At 44.5% G+C, this 17,989-nt stretch carries 18 protein-coding genes; 9 read left to right on the top strand and 9 right to left on the bottom strand.

Annotated elements, in window-relative coordinates:
- Window positions 1-7 precede the first annotated feature (7 nt).
- The 3 genes from H8698_RS00735 to H8698_RS00725 are packed head-to-tail and all read right to left on the bottom strand — an operon-like array spanning window position 8 to window position 4,094.
- Window positions 8-1,387: a UxaA family hydrolase gene (locus H8698_RS00735; RefSeq protein ID WP_249310641.1), complete on the bottom strand. Its 1,380-nt coding sequence runs from the start codon at window positions 1,385-1,387 to the stop codon at window positions 8-10.
- Window positions 1,377-2,690 (bottom strand): tagaturonate reductase, encoded by a 1,314-nt coding sequence (locus tag H8698_RS00730; RefSeq protein WP_249310637.1) that lies wholly within the window; start codon window positions 2,688-2,690, stop codon window positions 1,377-1,379. Before H8698_RS00730 ends, H8698_RS00735 begins: the two co-directional genes overlap by 11 nt.
- A 9-nt stretch (window positions 2,691-2,699) precedes the next feature.
- Window positions 2,700-4,094, bottom strand: coding sequence for a family 4 glycosyl hydrolase (locus H8698_RS00725; protein WP_249310635.1), 1,395 nt, complete (start codon window positions 4,092-4,094; stop codon window positions 2,700-2,702).
- 183 nt (window positions 4,095-4,277) lie between these two features.
- On the opposite strand from H8698_RS00725, the gene H8698_RS00720 reads away from it, so the two are divergent.
- The 3 genes from H8698_RS00720 to H8698_RS00710 are packed head-to-tail and all read left to right on the top strand — an operon-like array spanning window position 4,278 to window position 8,449.
- Complete coding sequence (locus H8698_RS00720; protein WP_177679743.1) at window positions 4,278-5,147, top strand: AraC family transcriptional regulator; 870 nt, start codon at window positions 4,278-4,280, stop codon at window positions 5,145-5,147.
- A gap of 44 nt (window positions 5,148-5,191) precedes the next feature.
- A complete protein-coding gene (locus H8698_RS00715) occupies window positions 5,192-7,069 on the top strand; it encodes an HAD-IC family P-type ATPase (RefSeq protein WP_249310632.1) in 1,878 nt (625 codons plus the stop codon).
- 12 nt (window positions 7,070-7,081) lie between these two features.
- Window positions 7,082-8,449 (top strand): transglutaminase domain-containing protein, encoded by a 1,368-nt coding sequence (locus tag H8698_RS00710; protein ID WP_249310630.1) that lies wholly within the window; start codon window positions 7,082-7,084, stop codon window positions 8,447-8,449.
- A gap of 46 nt (window positions 8,450-8,495) precedes the next feature.
- Here H8698_RS00710 and H8698_RS00705 read toward each other — a convergent pair whose 3' ends face one another.
- The 6 genes from H8698_RS00705 to H8698_RS00680 form a co-directional block, all read right to left on the bottom strand.
- Window positions 8,496-8,678, bottom strand: a complete 183-nt coding sequence (locus H8698_RS00705) for a hypothetical protein (protein WP_177680210.1) — start codon at window positions 8,676-8,678, stop codon at window positions 8,496-8,498.
- 125 nt (window positions 8,679-8,803) lie between these two features.
- Entirely contained in the window at window positions 8,804-9,628 is an 825-nt protein-coding gene (locus H8698_RS00700; protein WP_249310627.1) for an HAD-IIA family hydrolase, read from the bottom strand.
- 10 nt (window positions 9,629-9,638) lie between these two features.
- Window positions 9,639-10,184: a glycerol-3-phosphate responsive antiterminator gene (locus H8698_RS00695; protein ID WP_177680212.1), complete on the bottom strand. Its 546-nt coding sequence runs from the start codon at window positions 10,182-10,184 to the stop codon at window positions 9,639-9,641.
- A gap of 11 nt (window positions 10,185-10,195) precedes the next feature.
- Window positions 10,196-10,546 carry a DUF1667 domain-containing protein gene (locus H8698_RS00690; protein WP_249310625.1) on the bottom strand — a complete coding sequence of 117 codons (351 nt, stop codon included), beginning with the start codon at window positions 10,544-10,546 and terminating at the stop codon, window positions 10,196-10,198.
- The gene (locus H8698_RS00685) at window positions 10,543-11,793 is read right to left on the bottom strand and encodes an NAD(P)/FAD-dependent oxidoreductase (RefSeq protein ID WP_249310623.1); all 1,251 of its coding nucleotides are present in this window, start codon (window positions 11,791-11,793) and stop codon (window positions 10,543-10,545) included. Before H8698_RS00685 ends, H8698_RS00690 begins: the two co-directional genes overlap by 4 nt.
- Window positions 11,790-13,226 (bottom strand): NAD(P)/FAD-dependent oxidoreductase, encoded by a 1,437-nt coding sequence (locus H8698_RS00680; RefSeq protein ID WP_249310621.1) that lies wholly within the window; start codon window positions 13,224-13,226, stop codon window positions 11,790-11,792. Before H8698_RS00680 ends, H8698_RS00685 begins: the two co-directional genes overlap by 4 nt.
- 202 nt (window positions 13,227-13,428) lie before the next feature.
- On the opposite strand from H8698_RS00680, the gene spoIIID reads away from it, so the two are divergent.
- The 6 genes from spoIIID to recF all read left to right on the top strand — a co-directional run bounded on the left by spoIIID (window position 13,429) and on the right by recF (window position 17,988).
- A complete protein-coding gene (gene spoIIID, locus H8698_RS00675; protein ID WP_177680216.1) occupies window positions 13,429-13,695 on the top strand; it encodes a sporulation transcriptional regulator SpoIIID in 267 nt (88 codons plus the stop codon).
- A gap of 80 nt (window positions 13,696-13,775) precedes the next feature.
- Window positions 13,776-14,567: an HAD-IIA family hydrolase gene (locus tag H8698_RS00670; RefSeq protein ID WP_249310619.1), complete on the top strand. Its 792-nt coding sequence runs from the start codon at window positions 13,776-13,778 to the stop codon at window positions 14,565-14,567.
- A 125-nt stretch (window positions 14,568-14,692) separates the two neighbouring features.
- Window positions 14,693-15,325, top strand: a complete 633-nt coding sequence (locus tag H8698_RS00665) for a hypothetical protein (RefSeq protein WP_249310617.1) — start codon at window positions 14,693-14,695, stop codon at window positions 15,323-15,325.
- A 22-nt stretch (window positions 15,326-15,347) separates the two neighbouring features.
- The gene (dnaA, locus tag H8698_RS00660; RefSeq protein ID WP_249310615.1) at window positions 15,348-16,685 is read left to right on the top strand and encodes a chromosomal replication initiator protein DnaA; all 1,338 of its coding nucleotides are present in this window, start codon (window positions 15,348-15,350) and stop codon (window positions 16,683-16,685) included.
- Between the two features lie 3 nt (window positions 16,686-16,688).
- Window positions 16,689-16,910: an RNA-binding S4 domain-containing protein gene (locus H8698_RS00655; RefSeq protein ID WP_249310612.1), complete on the top strand. Its 222-nt coding sequence runs from the start codon at window positions 16,689-16,691 to the stop codon at window positions 16,908-16,910.
- A 4-nt stretch (window positions 16,911-16,914) separates the two neighbouring features.
- A complete protein-coding gene (gene recF, locus H8698_RS00650; RefSeq protein ID WP_249310610.1) occupies window positions 16,915-17,988 on the top strand; it encodes a DNA replication/repair protein RecF in 1,074 nt (357 codons plus the stop codon).
- Window position 17,989: the final 1 nt, after the last annotated feature.

Here is a 17,989-nt window from a genome sequence, read left to right as displayed (position 1 = left end):
TTGTTCATTAAAGCGTTACGCCGTCTTTGAAAATAGAGATTTCCTCATAGCCATGTTCCTCATTTTTTGTCAGCGTGCCGCTGGCAACTTCAAAACAGAAATCTAAAAGCGAATTGGTCAAATCCTCCATAGAAATACCGTCAACAAGCGGTGCGGCGTTAAAATCAATCCAGCGGGATTTTTTATCGAACAGAGTCTGGTTGGTGGAAATTTTTACCGTTGGCACCGCACTGCCAACCGGCGTGCCCCGGCCTGTTGTAAACAAAATCATGTGTACGCCTGCCGCCATTAAGTTGGTGATAGCCACAATGTCGTTGCCCGGCCCGTTTAAGAGATTTAAGCCGCTTTTTTGCAGTGTGTCGCCAAAATTTAAAACGTCTACCACTGTGGACTTTCCGCCTTTCTGCACACAGCCTAACGACTTTTCTTCCAAGGTTGTAATGCCGCCGGCTTTGTTTCCTGGGGATGGATTTTCATAAATTACCTGGTTGTGCCGGGTAAAATAATTTTTAAATTCGTTAATCAGGTTCACTGTTTTTTGAAAAACAGCTTCATTTTCAGCCCGCTCCATCAAAAGTGTTTCCGCGCCGAACATTTCGGGAACCTCGGTTAAAACCGTTGTTCCCCCCATGGAAATCAGCTTGTCGGAAAAGCTTCCCACCAGCGGATTTGCCGTAATGCCGGAAAGTCCGTCGCTGCCGCCGCACTTTAAGCCCACTTTGAGTTTGCTGACCAAAACAGGCGTGCGTTGCGTTTTTGCCGCATGGGCTTTCAGTTCGTTAATCAGCCGAATTCCTTCGGAGATTTCGTCATCAAAGTCCTGAGCATTTAAAAATTTCACGCGGTTGGGGTTAATTTCACCCAACACTTTTTTCATTTCGTCAATGTTGTTGTTTTCACAGCCAAGCCCTAATACCAAAACACCGCCTGCGTTGGGGTGGTGCACCATGCCGCTTAATATTTTTTGCGTTACCGACTGGTCGTCTCCCAACTGGGAACAGCCAAAGGGATGAGGGAAGTGCTTTGCGCCTGTTTTACGTGCCAGCTCTTCTGCCACCTTGTTCACACAGCCTACGGTGCTCACAATCCAAATATCGTTTCTAATTCCCACATCGCCGTTTTCACGCCGGTAACCCAAAAAGGTTCGGTCTGAAGTCACTTTGGGAATGTCTGGTTTGTTGGGGCGGTATGTATAGGACAAATTGCCGGAAAGGTTTGTCTTTAAATTATGGCTGTGTACATGGTCTCCTTTTTTTATGTCCAACGTTGCGTGACCAATGGGAAAGCCGTATTTTATAATATTTTCGCCTTTTTTTATGTCACGGAGGGCATACTTATGGCCAGATTTTAAATCAACCTCCACATTGTCCAAGGGATTAATGATCATATTTCGATACCTCGTCGTAAAGGAAGGACAAATCCTCGCCCCAATAATCTGTTTTTTTCAAAATAGCCTGAGTGTCCGCATTTTTCATAAACTCCACAACATCAGCGCTGTCGTTTGCCATATCGGTTTTATAAAATCGAATCAGCGCGCCGAATGCCGTTAACAAATGCGCCGGCATTTTGTCAAACCGTTTGATGTACTCTAAGATGGATGGCAAAACACGAACCTTAAACTTGCTGACGGAATTTAAAGCAATGGAGGAGAGCTTGTGCACAATGAACGGATTTGCAAACCGCTCCAGCACGTTTTCTGCATAGTCTTTCAGCTCTTGCTCCGGCAGATCCAGTGTGGGAATAATCTCGTCAAAAATGCAGGCGCGAAGATAGGCGTTTAATGCACTATTGTCCACACATTCCTTCACGGTATCAAACCCTTTCAGCATGGCATAGGGCACTAAAGAGGTGTGGGCGCCGTTTAAAATGCGCACCTTTCTTGTGCGGTATTTGAAAAGCTCGTCTTTTGTCCAGATAACGTTCAGGCCGATTTCATGAAAGGGCAGCTCAGACTGAAAGCTTGTGTCGCCCTCAATCACCCAAAGATGGAACAATTCTGAGGTGTCGAGCATAGCATCCTCATATTCCAAGTCGGTTTTCTCACCCCTCGGATAGCCGGTTACAATTCTGTCCACCAAAGTGTTAAAAAAGTGGTTTTCGGTGTTAATCCAGGTGATAAATTCCTCTCCCAATTCCCAGTCGCGGGCATATTTCAGCACAATTTCCTTCAGGGTTTCACCATTTTTGTCAATGAGCTCACAGGGAATAATTAAAAATCCGTCTAAATGCGCTTTAAACCGTTCATAAAGCAAAGCTGTGAGCTTGGCAGGGTAGCTGGAAGGCGGCGTGTCGGTCAGCTTATCCTCCGGCACATAGGCAATGCCCGCCTCCGTGGTGTTGGAAAAAATAAACCGGAAATCAGGATTTTTTGCCAGCTCTAAGTATTTGTTATAATCCTCATAGGGTTTAACCGTTCGGGAAATGATATCTACAATCTGTTTTTCGACTTTCGGTTTCCCATTTTCTAATCCACGCATAATGTGGGTATAAACGCAGTTTTGCTCTTCCAAAGCATCACACATGCCTTGTTCAATGGGCTGCACAACCACAACGCTGCCGTTAAAATCAGTCTGGTCGTTTAGCTTTTGCAGCATCCAGTCCACAAATCCCCTTAAAAATCCGCCCTCGCCGAACTGAATCACCCGCTCGGGGCGAATTGGTTTTAAAACAACTTCGCTGATATTTTTCATTTTTTGCTCCTATCCTATCTGATACATGGTGAGATATTTTTTTGTATTGTGAATCATCCTGTCGAACAGCTCTTTGGCAGTTTTTACGTCAAGCGTTACCAGCGGATCATTTAAAAATGCACGGAACGCATGATTTAAATCTCCGGTTAACGCCGATTTCATAATGCTTTCGTGGTTATAAATGTGGCGTGAAAACAGCGCCAAAAGTTCAGAAGGAATGTCGCTGCACAAAACGGGGCGCACTTCGTCGGCACTGAAATATGCGTTGGTTTCCACAATGCTTCCCAAGGGGAGCTGGGGAACCTGGCCGCGGTTTATGATGTTTACGTTGGTCACAAAGTTTCCAAGCCCTAACAGCGCTTTCATTTGCAAAACGCCTTCCTCGCCGGAGGGGGTAACATCAATCTGTTCTTCGCCTGATAAATATTTGCGGCTTTTCTCCAGCCGTTCCTTTAAATCCTTCTTACGCCAGTCCACCGTGGTAAGGCCGAATTTCCACGCTTTCACAGTTTCCGGGTCTTTTAAATATTCTTTTCCATAGCAGAACTCAGCTAAGTGCCTGTCGCCGGCAGCGGCAATGCTGCCATACCGCTTAAACAAGTCAAACTTAACGCGGTGTGCACACGAGAAGGTGTTATTCATCCAGTTGGTTTTTGAAGCTTCGTCAAAAAAGCCTGTATCGTAATATTTATCAACAAACTTGTCGTACATGGGGAACAGGTCCACACCGTTATACGATGCTTTGTCAAAAAACGTAAAGTGGTTAATGCCGATTACGTTATAGGTAAGGTCCTGACGCTTAACGCCGTCAATTCCCTCCATATCTTTCAGCATCTCACAGAGAAAGCTTGCTGTTCCGAACACTTCGTGGCAACAGCCAAAGGCCTTAATTTCAGGAAATTTTGTATATAAAGCCTTCACACAGAGGCTCATGGGATTTGTGTAGTTAATGACCCAGGCATTGGGGGAATATGCCTGAATGGCCTCCGCAATTTCAAACATCATCGGAATCGTGCGCAAAGCGCGGACAATGCCGCCCGGCCCGGCCGTGTCACCAACAGACTGGTAAATTCCATATTCTTCGGGTAGATGCACGTCAGACGCCATCTCTTCAAAGGTGCCGGGCATAATGGAAATTACAACAAAATCGGCGCCGGTAAGCGCGCCGTCAATGGTTTCATATGCTTTATAATCCCATTTTCCAACAACGTCTTCCCGCTTTTTTAGCTCGTTTCCAATAGCTTCGTTATGCTTTGCCGCTTCAAAGTCGATGTCATAAAGCGCCACCTGGCCTGCAATTTCTTTTTCAGTTGCCAAATCGCGCATGAGCTGCCAAGCCCAGCCTCTTGAACCGCCGCCAATATAGGCGATTTTAATGTTTTTTAAATCCTTGCTGCCTTTCATTCCATAGCCTCCAATTTAATTTTTATCATTTTCATTATAATACACTGACAAACGGAATTGCAACTACTATTTTTGCTTAATTCAAATGAAATCGCCGCTTAAAAGGACACATTTTGCTTTACTTTTAAACGGTAATATGTTATAATAGAAAAAACATGAATTTTGGGGAAAGGGGAAACTGTTATGCAGCGTTATCAAAAAAACTTGTTGTCCGACAACAAGAATTTTGCAATTGAATATGTTGAGCGCCCCCACACCCAGGAAACTATGTATTGCGGACACTGCCATATCCACTATGAAATTTATGTTCAGATGGGCGGCAGACGATGCTATTTTTTAAAAAACAGCGTATATGAAATTGAAACCGGCGATGTGGTTTTCATTGCGCCCGGCTTGGTGCACAAAACATCTAACATTGATAAAAATCCGCATTCCAGGCTGTTGATTGAGTTTGACGAGAAATATTTAGACGATTTAAACGCATTTTTAGGCGGCATTGATATCCGGAAGAAGTTTTCACAGCTTTTGTCAAACGGATATATTATTTTCAGAAACGAAGAACACAAAGACGAAATTTTAAAAGCCTGCCGCCTATTGGTGAAAAGCGATGAAAGCGAAGACACCTTTGACAAATTAAAATGCCGCCTTTCTGTGGGAGGGCTGATTTTAGACATTTTGAGCAGCATAGACGAAACGAACAAGGCGAGCGAAGTCAGCAGCCGGTATAAAATTTCTGAAATTTTAAATTATATTAACGACAATTATAACAAAAACCTTTCTTTAAAGGAAACGAGTGAAAAATTTTATTTGAGCTACTACTATTTGTCACGGCTGTTTAAAGAGGTAACGGGCTTTACCTTTGTGGCATATGTCAACATTATCCGGGTAAATAAAGCAAAATTGTTAATTGATGAGACGGACGAAAAGCTGGAGGCTATTTCTGAAATTGTCGGCTTTGGCAGCCAAAAACAATTTGTCCGGGTTTTCAAAACGCTATATGGAATTTCTCCAAGCAAATATAGGTCGATTGCAAAGCGCAGAAGACAAAGCTAAAAATATGGCAGAAAGGAGCGCGCCAAGGCAGTTTGGCGCAAGAAATGACAATGAAAGTGAAAAACATGGGACAGGAACATCAGAGTACATACTTAAAACGATATGCATTTACAAAGAAAAAATTGTTAAATGGTTTTATCACAGGAGGGCTATCGCTCATCCTTGCCATTGTGGGGGCACTGTTTAAAAATACGGTGGTTATCTGTATTTTCAGCGCGGTTTCGCTGATTTTATCCGGCGGGGAAACGGTGTCGAGGTTGATTAAATCCGCAAAAAAAGGCAAGTTTGACGACGGTGTGTTTATTCTTTTAGCAGTGTTGGTGCCGTTCTTTTTGGGCAGGTTTTCTATTGCGGCAATTGCTATGGCGATTTATAAGCTGTCAAGCGTTTTAATTTTATTCATTTCCGGCCGTCTTGGAAAATCGTTTCAGGAAATTGCAGACGTTTTGCCCCAGTATGCTAATTTGGTTGACAGCGGTTCAAATATCAGAAGGGTTTACAGTGAATCGTTAACCAATGGAGCGAAAATTATGGTGAAAACCGGTGAAACTGTTCCGGTAGACTGTGTGATTACCGATGGGTTTTCTGATTTTGACACGTCAAACGTCTATGAATCGGAAAAAAACGTGTCTCTGTCGTCGGGCGACAAGGTTTTAGCAGGATTTATTAACACCGGAACCTCTGTTACCTGTGAGGCGGTTTGTGACTATGATGAGTCTTTGGTGATGGATTTAAACCGTATGGCATCGATGGCGGAAACAAAAAGCACAAAGGGAGAACAACGGTTTTTGACCATTGCCAGATGGTATCCGCTGGTGGTTTTGGTTGTGGCGGTTGCGGCGCTTTTAATCGGAGGCTTTGCAAAAGGCGCGTGGACGCTTGCCATGCTCAGAGTGAGCGTGCTTTTTATTGTGGCAACCACGAGTTCTTACATCATAGCGGTGCCGTTGTTGAGCTCCTGTGCCGTGTGGAATTTAAAGAAAAAGGGCCTGGCGTTAGCCACCGGCGATTTAATAGACGAAATTGCAGACATCAATTGCGTGGCGTTTGAGAAAAACGGCATTTTAACTGACGGGATCTTTAAAATTAAAGACATATACACCGCCGAAGGCATTTCAGAAGAGGATTTTTTGATGATAGCTGCAAACTGCATTGGCGGCAGGCAGCATCCTATCTCTAAAATTTTAACAAAATATATGAATCAATACATTCCTGCGGAAAACGTGATTGAGTTTCCCGGAAAAGGCGTGGAATGCACGATTATGGGCAAATCGTTCCTATGCGGCTCGGAAACCTTTATGGCAGAATGCAGTATTGACGTTTCGGAGCTTACCGGATATTCAATTTATGTTTCCATTGACGGCGTGATTATGGGCGCCATGCTGATTCAGGATTTGATTAAGCCAAATTCCGGCGAAACGCTTCGGAAACTCAGGCAGACGGGCGTTGAAAAAATTGTGATGTTTTCCTCTGAACGGAAAGAAACTGCAGAGCTGGCCTACATCGACTGCGGCGCAGACGAGTATTACGCAGACCTTTCGCCCTACGGACGCGTAGAAGCCATTCAAAATTTGCAAAAAGACGATGAGGTGACGTTGGCCTATGTGGGCGACCGCGTTATGGGGGAACAAGCCTTGGATGCTGCGAATGTAGGACTTACGCTCATTAGCAAGACAGACAGCGGCTTAGAATATGCAAAAGCAGTTCTGCTGGGAGACTTGGAAACGCTCGCTGAGGCCATTGAAATTTCAAGACTCACTTGTGGAAAAATTGAATTGCATTTTTATTGTGCATCTGCCGTAAAAATTATTTTGGCACTTTTGGGTCTGTTCGGCGCCATTAACATTGCCGCTGCAATTGTCATTGAAGCGTTGCTTACTTTGGTAGCTTTGTTTTCCGCAAAGGATTTAATAAAAAAATAAAGGGGCAAGTGAATGAGAAAAAAGCTGTTGTTACTGATTTCTATTTTGTGCGTAGTTTTCACCGTAAATCAAACGTTTGTGTTTGCACAGGACCCCATAGAACAAAACGCACGCATCATTTTCATGGAGGAAAAGGGAATTGGCCAAGAAGTCCCGGCTCCAGACAAGGCTGTTATTTTCGAGACCGTAAATGGCCTTGAAACGAATTACGATGCAATGCTTTCGTATTTATACCAGGAGACTTTAAATACGTCTGACGAAATTGACCTTGAACAATATACCTGTACGGTTGACAATTTTAAAAAGCTGGTGGATGATTTTATCTATCAATATCCGTGTTCGTTCATTGACAAAACGAAGTATTACCAGTACACATATTACATTGTGGGGAGCACGGAATATTTAAAAAGTATATCATTTTCCTACCTGTTTACCCCGGCTGACGCGCGGAAAGCTAAGGCGAAGGTGGATGAAAAAGCAGACGAAATTTTGTCCAAATTAAATAATCGAATGACAGATGTTGAAAAGCTTTTAATTATCCATGACGAGGTTGTGGACAATGCAAGGTATGACACGGATAGCCTCAATTTGGAAACTTTGCCGGGGAAAACGTTTAGCATTTATGGAAACCTTATTGAGGGCCTTTCCGTCTGCCAGGGCTATGCAGAGTCAATTTCCTACCTATTGTCGCAGGCGGGAATTTTACATAAATCCTGTATATCCAGCCGGTTAAAGCATATTTGGAATTATGTAAATGCAGACGGCCTGTGGTATCATTTAGATGCCACATGGGACGACCCAATAAACATTGCAATTGTGGGACACGATTACTTTTTAACCAGTGATGAAACGCAGATTGCCTTGAAAAACACAGACGATTTTGCAACGTATGGTTTAGATGCCGAGCTTCCGGTTTGCAGCAGCAAGCAGATTGAAAGTGGTTATGTGTTTAATGGTGCACAAAGCAAGTTTTCGTTTCAAAACGGCCTGTTCCAAACCGTGCAGAAAGTGAATGAACAGGGTGTGAAAACCAATTGGAACTATACATTTGGGAGACTGAAAAAAACAGCGGTTTCTTTTGCGCAAACCGTTGTAAATCCCGACAAGAAAACAGACAATGTAACGCTTAGACTGAAAAATAATGTTGGCACTATTGAAAACCCGCTTTTTTTTATTGCATATTACGATAATCTGGGCAAAATGACAAAAGTGGAAACATGCTCCGCTGCATCTGTTTCCGGCGCAGGCGGCTTAAAGGTTATAACAATTTCGGCAGACATTATAAGCTTAAAAGAGGGGTATGCAAAACTGTTTTTGTGGAATGGCACAACCTTTTCACCATATACATCAGCAGCGGCAGACATTACAATAAACAATTAACAAACAAGCCGGCGGATTTTTACAAAATTCCGCCGGCTTGTATTTGTTATCTTCTAAAATCTGCCACTGCATCTAACACCGAGCCAACTGTTTTAAACATTTGGTTTTTATATCTCATAAGCTTCTTTCTGCTGTGCGAGCTGGTGCAGCAAGGTGCAATGGCAACTGCTGCGGCAGAGCCTAAAACGGCGCCGACAGCAACTGCGCCAATAAATACTTTCCCTTTCACTTCAATCAGACCTTTCCGTTTTTAATGTGTTTTCCACAATCTTATTATGCGATAAAAACCCAAAAGCAATCGCAAATATGGCGAAAAAGTCATATGTAAATTGTGTAAGCATTCACATTTTTTCGTTATTTTAGAAATTTCAGGAATTCTTTTATAGTTTCAAAAATAAAGTCTGGCTTAACGCTGCTTTCCTCATAATCTTTCATGGTGGCTTCGCCGCTTAACATCAGTGCCGTGTCAATTCCGGCGTTAACACCGCAGGCGATATCAGTATAAAGCCGGTCACCAAGCAAAATGGTATCGCTTTTTTGAAAGCCAGTTCGCTCCAAGGCCAAAAGCGCCATTTCCGGCTCCGGTTTTCCAATAAATTTCGGCATGCGTTTTGTAGCGTTAAAAAGCGCCTGTGCTACCGACCCGCAGTCCGGCACATATCCATACCATGTGGGACAGACAAAATCCGGGTTGGCGGCAATATAGGGCACACCGCGGCCCAGAAGAATGCAGGCGTCTTCTAATTTTTGAAAGGTAAGCTCGGTGTCGTAGCCCATTACCAGGCAGTCGATGTCGTCAGAAAGCGTGTCGGTTACGTTTAGCCCTGCGTCAGCTAATTCCTCTTGAAACGATTTTGTGCCAAAAACATAGTGCTTTTTGTTCGCATAATGTTTTTTTAAATAGAGGGCTGTGGCAAAAACAGAGGTTAAAAAATCCTCTTTTTCAGACGCAATACCAAGGCTTTTTAGTTTTTCCACATACTTATCCGCACTATTCGATGAATTATTTGTTAAAAACAAATACCGGCCGCCAATGGATTTTACATAATCCAGAAAGTCTAAGGTGCCGTCAAAGAGCTGGTGGTCTAAATAAATGGTACCGTCCATGTCCAGCAAAAACAGTTTTTTTTGTTTTAAACCGGATATTTCTTTTCTGAAAAATTTCGCATAGTTCTGCATGGGTTTCTCCTTAACTGTTCCATAGCTCCTGTTTGCCGGTTGAAATGGCTTTTGCTCCCGCGCCAAGTGCCTGGTAAATTTCATTTTTCGTCTTAATCAGCCCGCCGGCAATGATGGGAATGCCTATGTTTCGGTTAAACTCTTTTATGATTTCCGGAAGAATTCCGGGCATCATCTCCACCATGTCGGGGGCGGAGCTTTTTATGTTTTCTATGGCTGTGCCAATAGAGCGGGAATCAATTACAAAAAAGCGCATTACGGTGAGCAGACCGGCTTCTTTCGCGGCTTTAATCAGCGCCGGCCTGGTGGAAATAATGCCTGCCGCGCCAAGGGCAGCCGAAAACGCTGCACCTTTTTTGTCTTTCCCAATGCCGTCCGCCATATCAATGTGCACAAACACTTCTTTTCTAACTGTTTTTGCCTGAAGAATTTGCTCTTTAAGGGTTAAAATGTCTGCATGGAGCAGAAAAATGGTTTTCACAGGGCTTTTTAAGGCTTCAGCAAATTCTTTTTCCGTCCGCACAGCGGCAATTACCAATGATTCGTCAAAATTCAAAATTAAACACCTTATTTCATGGATTTTGTTGCAACAACATCTGCGCCGCTGCCTCCAATATTATATATCAAAACGTCGCCGATTTCAACAGGTGTTTTCGCGGTTGTTTGATTGATAATTTCCATACATTCAAACAGCTTTGCTTTGGGAACGGGCGCAGCAGTTTTCACAGGCAGCAGCGCTCCGTTTTCGGTTTTTATGGTGGTTGTAAGTGTTCTTACGGGATTTGTCACTTCGTTTTTGCCGTAAAGCTCACCTCTTTTACAGGCGTTGCCCTGAACCGACACAGCCACGCCGTTTTCCGTGGTGACGTTTAGGGCGCATCCCCTGGGGCAGATTACACAAACTAAATTTTTTGTCATTGTTTTATCACCTCAACAATCAACTCTCTGCCGGATATTTTTTCAATGAGATCGTGCTTCAGCGTAACTGTTTCCATTTCACCCGGCGCAACCTTCTGTTTTTTACGGCTAAAAATCACCCTGCCGCCGTCTTTTATCTGAATTGTTACATCGCGGCACACGTCCGATACGCGGAAATAAAGCTTAACGTCGCATGCGCGGGTTATTTTTTGCGGCACGACGTAGCGTGCTAAACCTTGAGGAATAACGGAAATATCTGCCTGGGAAAATCCGTCTGTTTTTTTTATAAATGCCGCTGCGCTCACACCTGCGGTTTCTGCCTCTTCCGAAACAAAATCCACCAGGTCGTGAACGTGCAGCACATTGCCGCAGGCAAAAATTCCGGGAACATTCGTCTGCCTGTCCTGACCAACAACAGCTCCGCTGGTTGTGCGGTCTAACAAAATTCCTGCCTGTTTTGTCAGTTCGTTTTCAGGGATTAGTCCCACAGAAAGCAACAGCGTGTCGCAGGACAGCTCCATCTCCGTTCCGGGAATGGGTTTTCTGTTTGCATCCACCTCCATCACGGTAACACCTGTTACGCGCTCTTTCCCGTGAATTTCCGTCACCGTGTGACTTAAGTAGAGGGGAATATCAAAATCGTTTAAACACTGCACAATGTTTCGGGTCAGCCCGCCGGAATAGGGAAGAAGCTCGCATACCGCTTTCACGTGCGCGCCCTCTAAGGTCATTCTGCGGGCCATAATAAGGCCGATGTCGCCGGAGCCTAAAATAACAATTTCTTTACCGGGCATGTAGCCTTTTATGTTTACAAACCGCTGGGCCGTTCCGGCACTGTAAATGCCTGCTGGCCGCGTCCCGGCAATATTCAGCGCGCCGCGGGGCCGCTCCCTGCAGCCCATTGCCAAAATTACGGCGTCCGCCTGAATTTGAAAAATGCCTTCAGTTTCGTTTGTGGCGGTAATTACTTTCTCGCTCGTTACGTCAAGCACCGTGGTTTTTAGCACATAGGGAATTTTCAGGTCAAAAATCTGCTGTTCATACCGCGCCGCATATTCCGGGCCAGTTAATTCTTCGTTAAACTTATGCAGGCCAAATCCGTTGTGAATGCACTGATTTAAAATACCGCCCAGTGACTCGTCCCGCTCTAAAATACACAAATTGTCAATTCCGTTTTGTTTCGCAGCGACAGCCGCGCTCATTCCCGCCGGACCGCCGCCGATGATTACAAGACTGATATGCTTCATTGCCTTACCTCCTTGGTTTTGCCAAGCGACAGCTTGGATCCTTTGCCGCATTTGGTAATCTCCCCAAAATCCACGTGCTGTTCCCGGGCCAAAAGTTCCGTGATAAAGGTGGAACAAAATCCGCCCTGGCACCGCCCCATGCCGCTTCTGGTTCTTCGTTTCACACCGTCTAAATCGGCTGCGGCGGGGTTTCTGCGAATGGCTTCTAAAATTTCGCCCTCCGTGACCTGCTCACAGCGGCAGATAATTCTGCCATAGGCGCTGTCCTTTTTAATTACCTTGTTCTTTTCTTCCATTGTCAGTTCACGAAATTCGTGGTATGACGGCCGATTGGGGTTAAAGCCAGAATTTTCATAAAGCGCAAGCCCCGCTTTCTTTAACAGCCCTGCAACATACTCAGCGATGGCAAAGGCGGAGGAAAGCCCCGGCGACTCAATGGCCGCGGCGTTAATGAAATTGGGAATGGGATTATTTATAATGAAATCGCCGGTGTCGCCTACTGCACGCAGTCCGCAAAAGGAGGTAATAACCGTGTTTGTCTGAACGCCGTCTACCATGTCCGGCACGCGCTTTAAAACGCTTGAAAGCCCGTTTGCAGTGGTAGCGGTGTCTGTTTTATCAAGCGCATCCTCCGATGTGGGACCTAAAATGGTATTGTTGTCCACCGTGGGGGAAACCAAAATTCCTTTTCCCATCTTGGTGGGGGTCGTAAAAATAGTGTGACTTACCTGCGGTTTTTCCGTTTTGTCCAGCAGAAGATATTCCCCCTTGCGCGGATGGATATGAAAAGAGCAGTCCCTAGCCATCTTGGCAATTTCGTCTGCAAAAAGCCCGGCGGCATTTACAAGATAACGCGCCGCTGCCTGCTGTTTGCCGTCGGAAACAATAAAGCAGCCGTCACGGCGGCTAATTGCTTTCACTTCAAAATTTCGTATCAGGTGCGCACCGTTGTCCATGGCGTTTCCAACGCAGGCAACCGCCAGCTCATAGGGGCACACAATGGCCCCCGTTGGAGCGTAAAGTGCGCAAGTGACGTTTTTGTTTAAGTTTGGCTCTAACGCAATTGCTTCGCTTCCTGTTAAAAGGCGCAGGTTCTGAACGCCGTTTTGAACGCCCCGCTGAAAAAGTTCTTGCAGCATTTCTTCATCTTTTTCGCTGAAACCAATTACCATAGAGCCATTGTTTTTATATTTCACATGAAGCTCTTTTGCGTTCTTTTCCATTAGATGCGACCCGCGCACATTCATTTTGGCTTTCATGGAACCTTCCTTCGCGTCGAATCCTGCGTGAACGATGGCACTGTTGGCTTTTGTTGCGCCAGTGGCCACGTCGTTCTCCTTTTCCAGTATGCATACAGAAAGCTGGTAACGCATAAGCTCCCTTGCCACGGCGCCGCCGATTATCCCAGCGCCGATAACGATAACGTCATACATGACAAAACCTCCCTAAAATTAAAAAAAGACACAACAAAACAAAGGGACAAAGCCCTTGTTTTGTGCGTCTCATCATCTCTGCACTATTTTAATTTTACCACAAATTCTGCCAGTGTCAAGCAGAAAATGAAAAAAAGAAATTTTAGCATATGTGGAAAGCAGAGCACATATATTTTACCAATAGAAATTTTGGGGTGGAAGCATGAAAGCCTATATTGAAGAAAGAGCAGTGACTCTTGCAAATTATATTGTTGAAAACAAGGCTACAGTCAGAGAAGCGGCAAAGGTATTCGGCATTTCAAAATCAAGCGTACACAAGGACGTGGCCGAGCGCCTTTGGGAAATTAACCAGCCGTTGGCAAAATCAGTTCAGCTGATCCTATCCGAAAATAAAGCAGACAGGCACATAAGAGGAGGCCAGGCAACAAAACATAAATATGAGATAATTAAATCCACATTATCACACTAATTTTTATTCAATCAGCCCATTTTATTTTTACGTCGGATGTGATATACTACTTCCAACATAACGAAAAGGGGCTGACATTTTTGTCGATTGATAAAAAAAACGGATTTATCTGTGATATGGACGGTGTTATTTACCATGGAAATAAACTCCTTCCCGGCGTAAAAGAGTTTGTTACATGGCTGAATGACAGCGGGAAACGTTTTTTGTTTCTCACCAACTGCAGTGAACGCTCGCCCAAGGAGCTTTCTCAAAAGCTTGCAGGAATGGGGCTTGCGGTTGGCGAGGAGCATTTTTACACCAGCGGCTTGGTGACCGCCGACTTTATCAAAAGCCAGAACCCCAGTGCCACAGCATATGCCATCGGTGGAAACGGATTGACAGATGCACTTTGTGACGCGGGTATTGCAATTAATGACGTCAATCCCGACTATGTGGTTCTTGGTGAAACCAGTAACTACGACTACGGCAAAATTGAAAGAGCAATACAGTTGGTTTTACACGGCGCAAAGCTTTTAGGAACCAATCCGGACTTAACGCTTCCTTCGGAAAACGGTCTGATTCCCGGTTGCCGTGCGCTGCTGTCACCCATTGAGCTTACTACGGGAAAAAACGCATATTATTTAGGAAAACCAAACCCGTTGATGATGAAGGCAATTATCAATATTCTCGGCGTGAAGCCAGCGGAAACGCTTCTCATCGGCGACAGAATGGACACGGACATTATTTTCGGTATTGAATCTGGAATTGAAACGGCTCTGGTACTTTCGGGAATTACAAAGGAAAGCGACGTGCAAAAGTTTGCATTCCGTCCCACCTATGTCTTTCAGAGCGTAGGCGACGTCCTGACAAACAGCACCGTTAAGGTGGTGTAGTAAAATAAAGTCCTTCTGCCTTTTAGCAGAAGGATTTTTTTATTTGAATACAATTAACCATTTGACATTTTTCAGTTTATGTAGTATGATTAAAAATAGTCTTTAAATTTAAGTGAGGAATTTTAATGGTTGTAGATTTTAACAGAACTGTGGCATATATGTGCCCCGGCTGCGGGGATATGACATTCGGAGAGTTTTCCCTGTTTGAGCTTTCGGGCGAACGGGGTATTTCTGTGAAATGCGACTGCGGCAAGTCGCAGCTTAAAATATTTCCGAAAACAAAAACGCTGTATTCGGTTTCACTCCGCTGTCTGGTGTGCGACGAGGAGCACGAGTTCGACGTTCCGTTGATCGATTTCATGCGGCAGAGCTGCATTGATTTTTCCTGCCCGGACATTTTAATCGGTTTGGCCTATATTGGGAAAAAAGAAGCGGTTATGGACGCGGTGAAGGAAAACGATACATATATAGAAGAAATGGTGGCTGCCTGCGGCTTGGAGCACACAGGGAAAAACGGCATTACCATGCTGAAGGCTCTTGATAAAATTCAGGAGCTTTCTGACGACGGGAACCTGACGTGCGCGTGTGGTTCCGCCATGATTGACGTCGATGTGTTAGAAGACGAGCTGGTGTTAGAGTGCTGCATGTGCGGCGCTACGGTGTCGTTTACGGCAGATGAAATCAGGAACGGCAACTTTTCAGATATTTCAGAAATTGAAATTCAGAAAAGCCCGGAATCGGCAAAAGATAAAAATTAGTTGAAAGAGGTAGCGGAAAAATATGAAAGCGCAATTATCTTCCATTTGGAATTCGTCACTGAAACTATTGAAAGAAGCAGTTAGCGAAACGTCTTATGAGCATTGGATTGAGCCGTTAAAGCCCTTGGGTATTCACGAGGGCGTGCTGTATATTAAGATGCCCACTGAGGTGCATTTAGAAATTATTAAATCCATGCATTTAGACCATATTCAAGAAGCGGTGAACGCCGTTTCCGACAGCGACCTGAGATTAGAACTGGTAGATTATAACGAGCCGGTTCCTGCGTGTTTAGAATATAATGTATCTTACAACACCAGAAGCGACGACGCCGTTACCTTAAATCCGAAATATACGTTTTCTTCGTTTGTGGTGGGGGAGTCTAACCGACTGGCCCACGCTGCGGCAAAGGCTGTTTCTGAACGCCCGGCAGACGCGTTTAACCCCCTGTTTGTTTACGGTGGTCCTGGGCTTGGCAAAACCCATCTGGTTCATGCCATCGGCAACAAAATTAAAGAAACCAGGCCGGATTATAACATTTTGTATGTGACAAGCGAAAAGTTTATGAATGAGTTTATCAGCACCATTATCAGCGAGAACAGCACCATTGAGTTCCGCAACAAATACCGCACCTGCGACGTGCTGATCATAGACGATATTCAGTTCATCTCCAATAAAGACCAGACGCAGGTTGAATTTTTTCACACCTTTAACGCGCTGCACGAGTCCAACAAGCAAATTATCATCACGTCGGACAGGCCGCCTAAGGAAATTAAAGAGCTGGAGGAGCGCATGCGCAACCGGTTCGAGTGGGGCCTGATTGTGGACATTAAGCCGCCGGATTTGGAAACCAGGGTGGCCATTTTAAAGAAAAAGGCCAGCGAGGAAAACTTTGCTGTGTCAGACGACATCATGTTTTACATAGCAGAGCACTTAAAATCCAACATCAGAAATTTAGAGGGCGTGTTAAAACGCCTTATGGCATATAACGTTCTCATGGGTAAGCCCATTACCATGGAGCTGGCAGACGAGGCAATTAAAGAATTTTTAAACAACTCTGACGACCCGCACATCAACACGGAATATATTTTATCGGTGGTCGCAAATTATTTTAACGTGACCTCAGATGAAATCTTATCGTCGAAGCGGACCCAGGAAATTGCTTATGCCCGGCACATTGCCATGTATTTAATCCGCGAGTTTACCAACCTGAGCCTGCCGAAAATTGGAAAAGAGCTGGGTGGGAGAAACCACGCTACTATTTTAAACGGCATTAACAACATAAAAGCAAGCATTGAAAAAAACGAAGACACCAGAAAAATTATTGATGAGCTTGTGAAAAACCTTGAAAACAGGGAGTAAGAAATGAAAATTGAAATTTCTACGGAATTTATAAAGCTGGATTCTCTATTGAAATTTTCCGGTGTTGCAGACAGCGGAAGCGTTGCTAAGGAATTGATTGCGGAAGGGTTTGTAACCTATAACGGCACGGTTTGCCTAATGCGCGGCAAAAAGGTCTATCCGGGAGACCGGGTATGCGTGAACATACCAGATGAATGCAGCGAAGAAATTTGTGTGGAGAAATGATTTTATGTATGTAAAAGAACTAAGGCTGAGCGGTTTTCGCAACTATAAGGAAGAATCGTTTTCGTTTTGCTCCGGCACAAATATCATATACGGAAACAATGCCCAGGGCAAAACCAATGCTTTAGAGGCTGTTTATCTGTTTTCCATCGGAAAATCTTTTCGGACACAGCAGGACAGGGAGCTAATTCGCTTTGATGAAGCCTTTACGAAAATTGACGTTTGCTTTGACGACGCGCAGCGGGAAAATGAAATTGAAATCGTAGTGCGCAGAGACCGGAAAAAACAGATTAAAATTAACGGCGTTCCCATTAATAAAATGGGCGAGCTCATTGGCTGCTTCACCGTTGTCTTGTTTTCACCGGACGAGCTGAATTTAACTAAAGGTTCGCCCAACGCAAGAAGACGGTTTTTAGACATTGCCGTAAGCCAGATGCGCCCGAAATATTACCACCTTTTAAGACGGTATAACAAGGTTTTAGAGCAGCGAAACAACTTGATTAAAAAGCTTCGTCATACCAACGACGAAACGCTGAAGGAAACCTTAGGCGTTTGGAACGAAAAGCTGTCAGACTACGGCATGTCGGTGGTAACTTACCGCAAAAAGTTTGTAGAAACCCTTAAGACCTATGCCAAAGAAATTCATTTGGAAATTTCCGGAGAAGAATTTGGCCTTGCCTATAGAACCGGCTTTTCGTCAAAAGAAGAATTTTTAGAAAAATTAAACCACTCGCTGAACCGGGAACTTGAAATGGGCTTTACTCTTTACGGCCCTCACAGGGATGACTTAGATATTGACATAGGGGGAAAAGATATTAAAACCTATGGCTCCCAGGGGCAGCACCGAAGCGCAGTGCTGGCCTTAAAGCTGGCTCAGGCGGACATGATTTTTGAAGACACGGGGGAATATCCCGTTTTGCTGTTAGACGACATCATGTCGGAGCTGGACGCGGGAAGGAGAAGCTACCTTTCAGGGAAAATAAAAAACAAGCAGGTCATCATCACCTGTACGGATGCGGAAGACCTGCCTGAAAGCGCAAACGCGAAACTCATTCACATTGAGAACGGAAAAATTATTTAAA

Origin of the sequence: Congzhengia minquanensis (assembly GCF_014384785.1) — a bacterium.
GTDB lineage: Bacteria > Bacillota > Clostridia > UBA1381 > UBA9506 > Congzhengia > Congzhengia minquanensis.
Note: the sequence above shows the minus strand (reverse complement) of the source record. Positions and strands in the feature narration are given on the sequence as shown.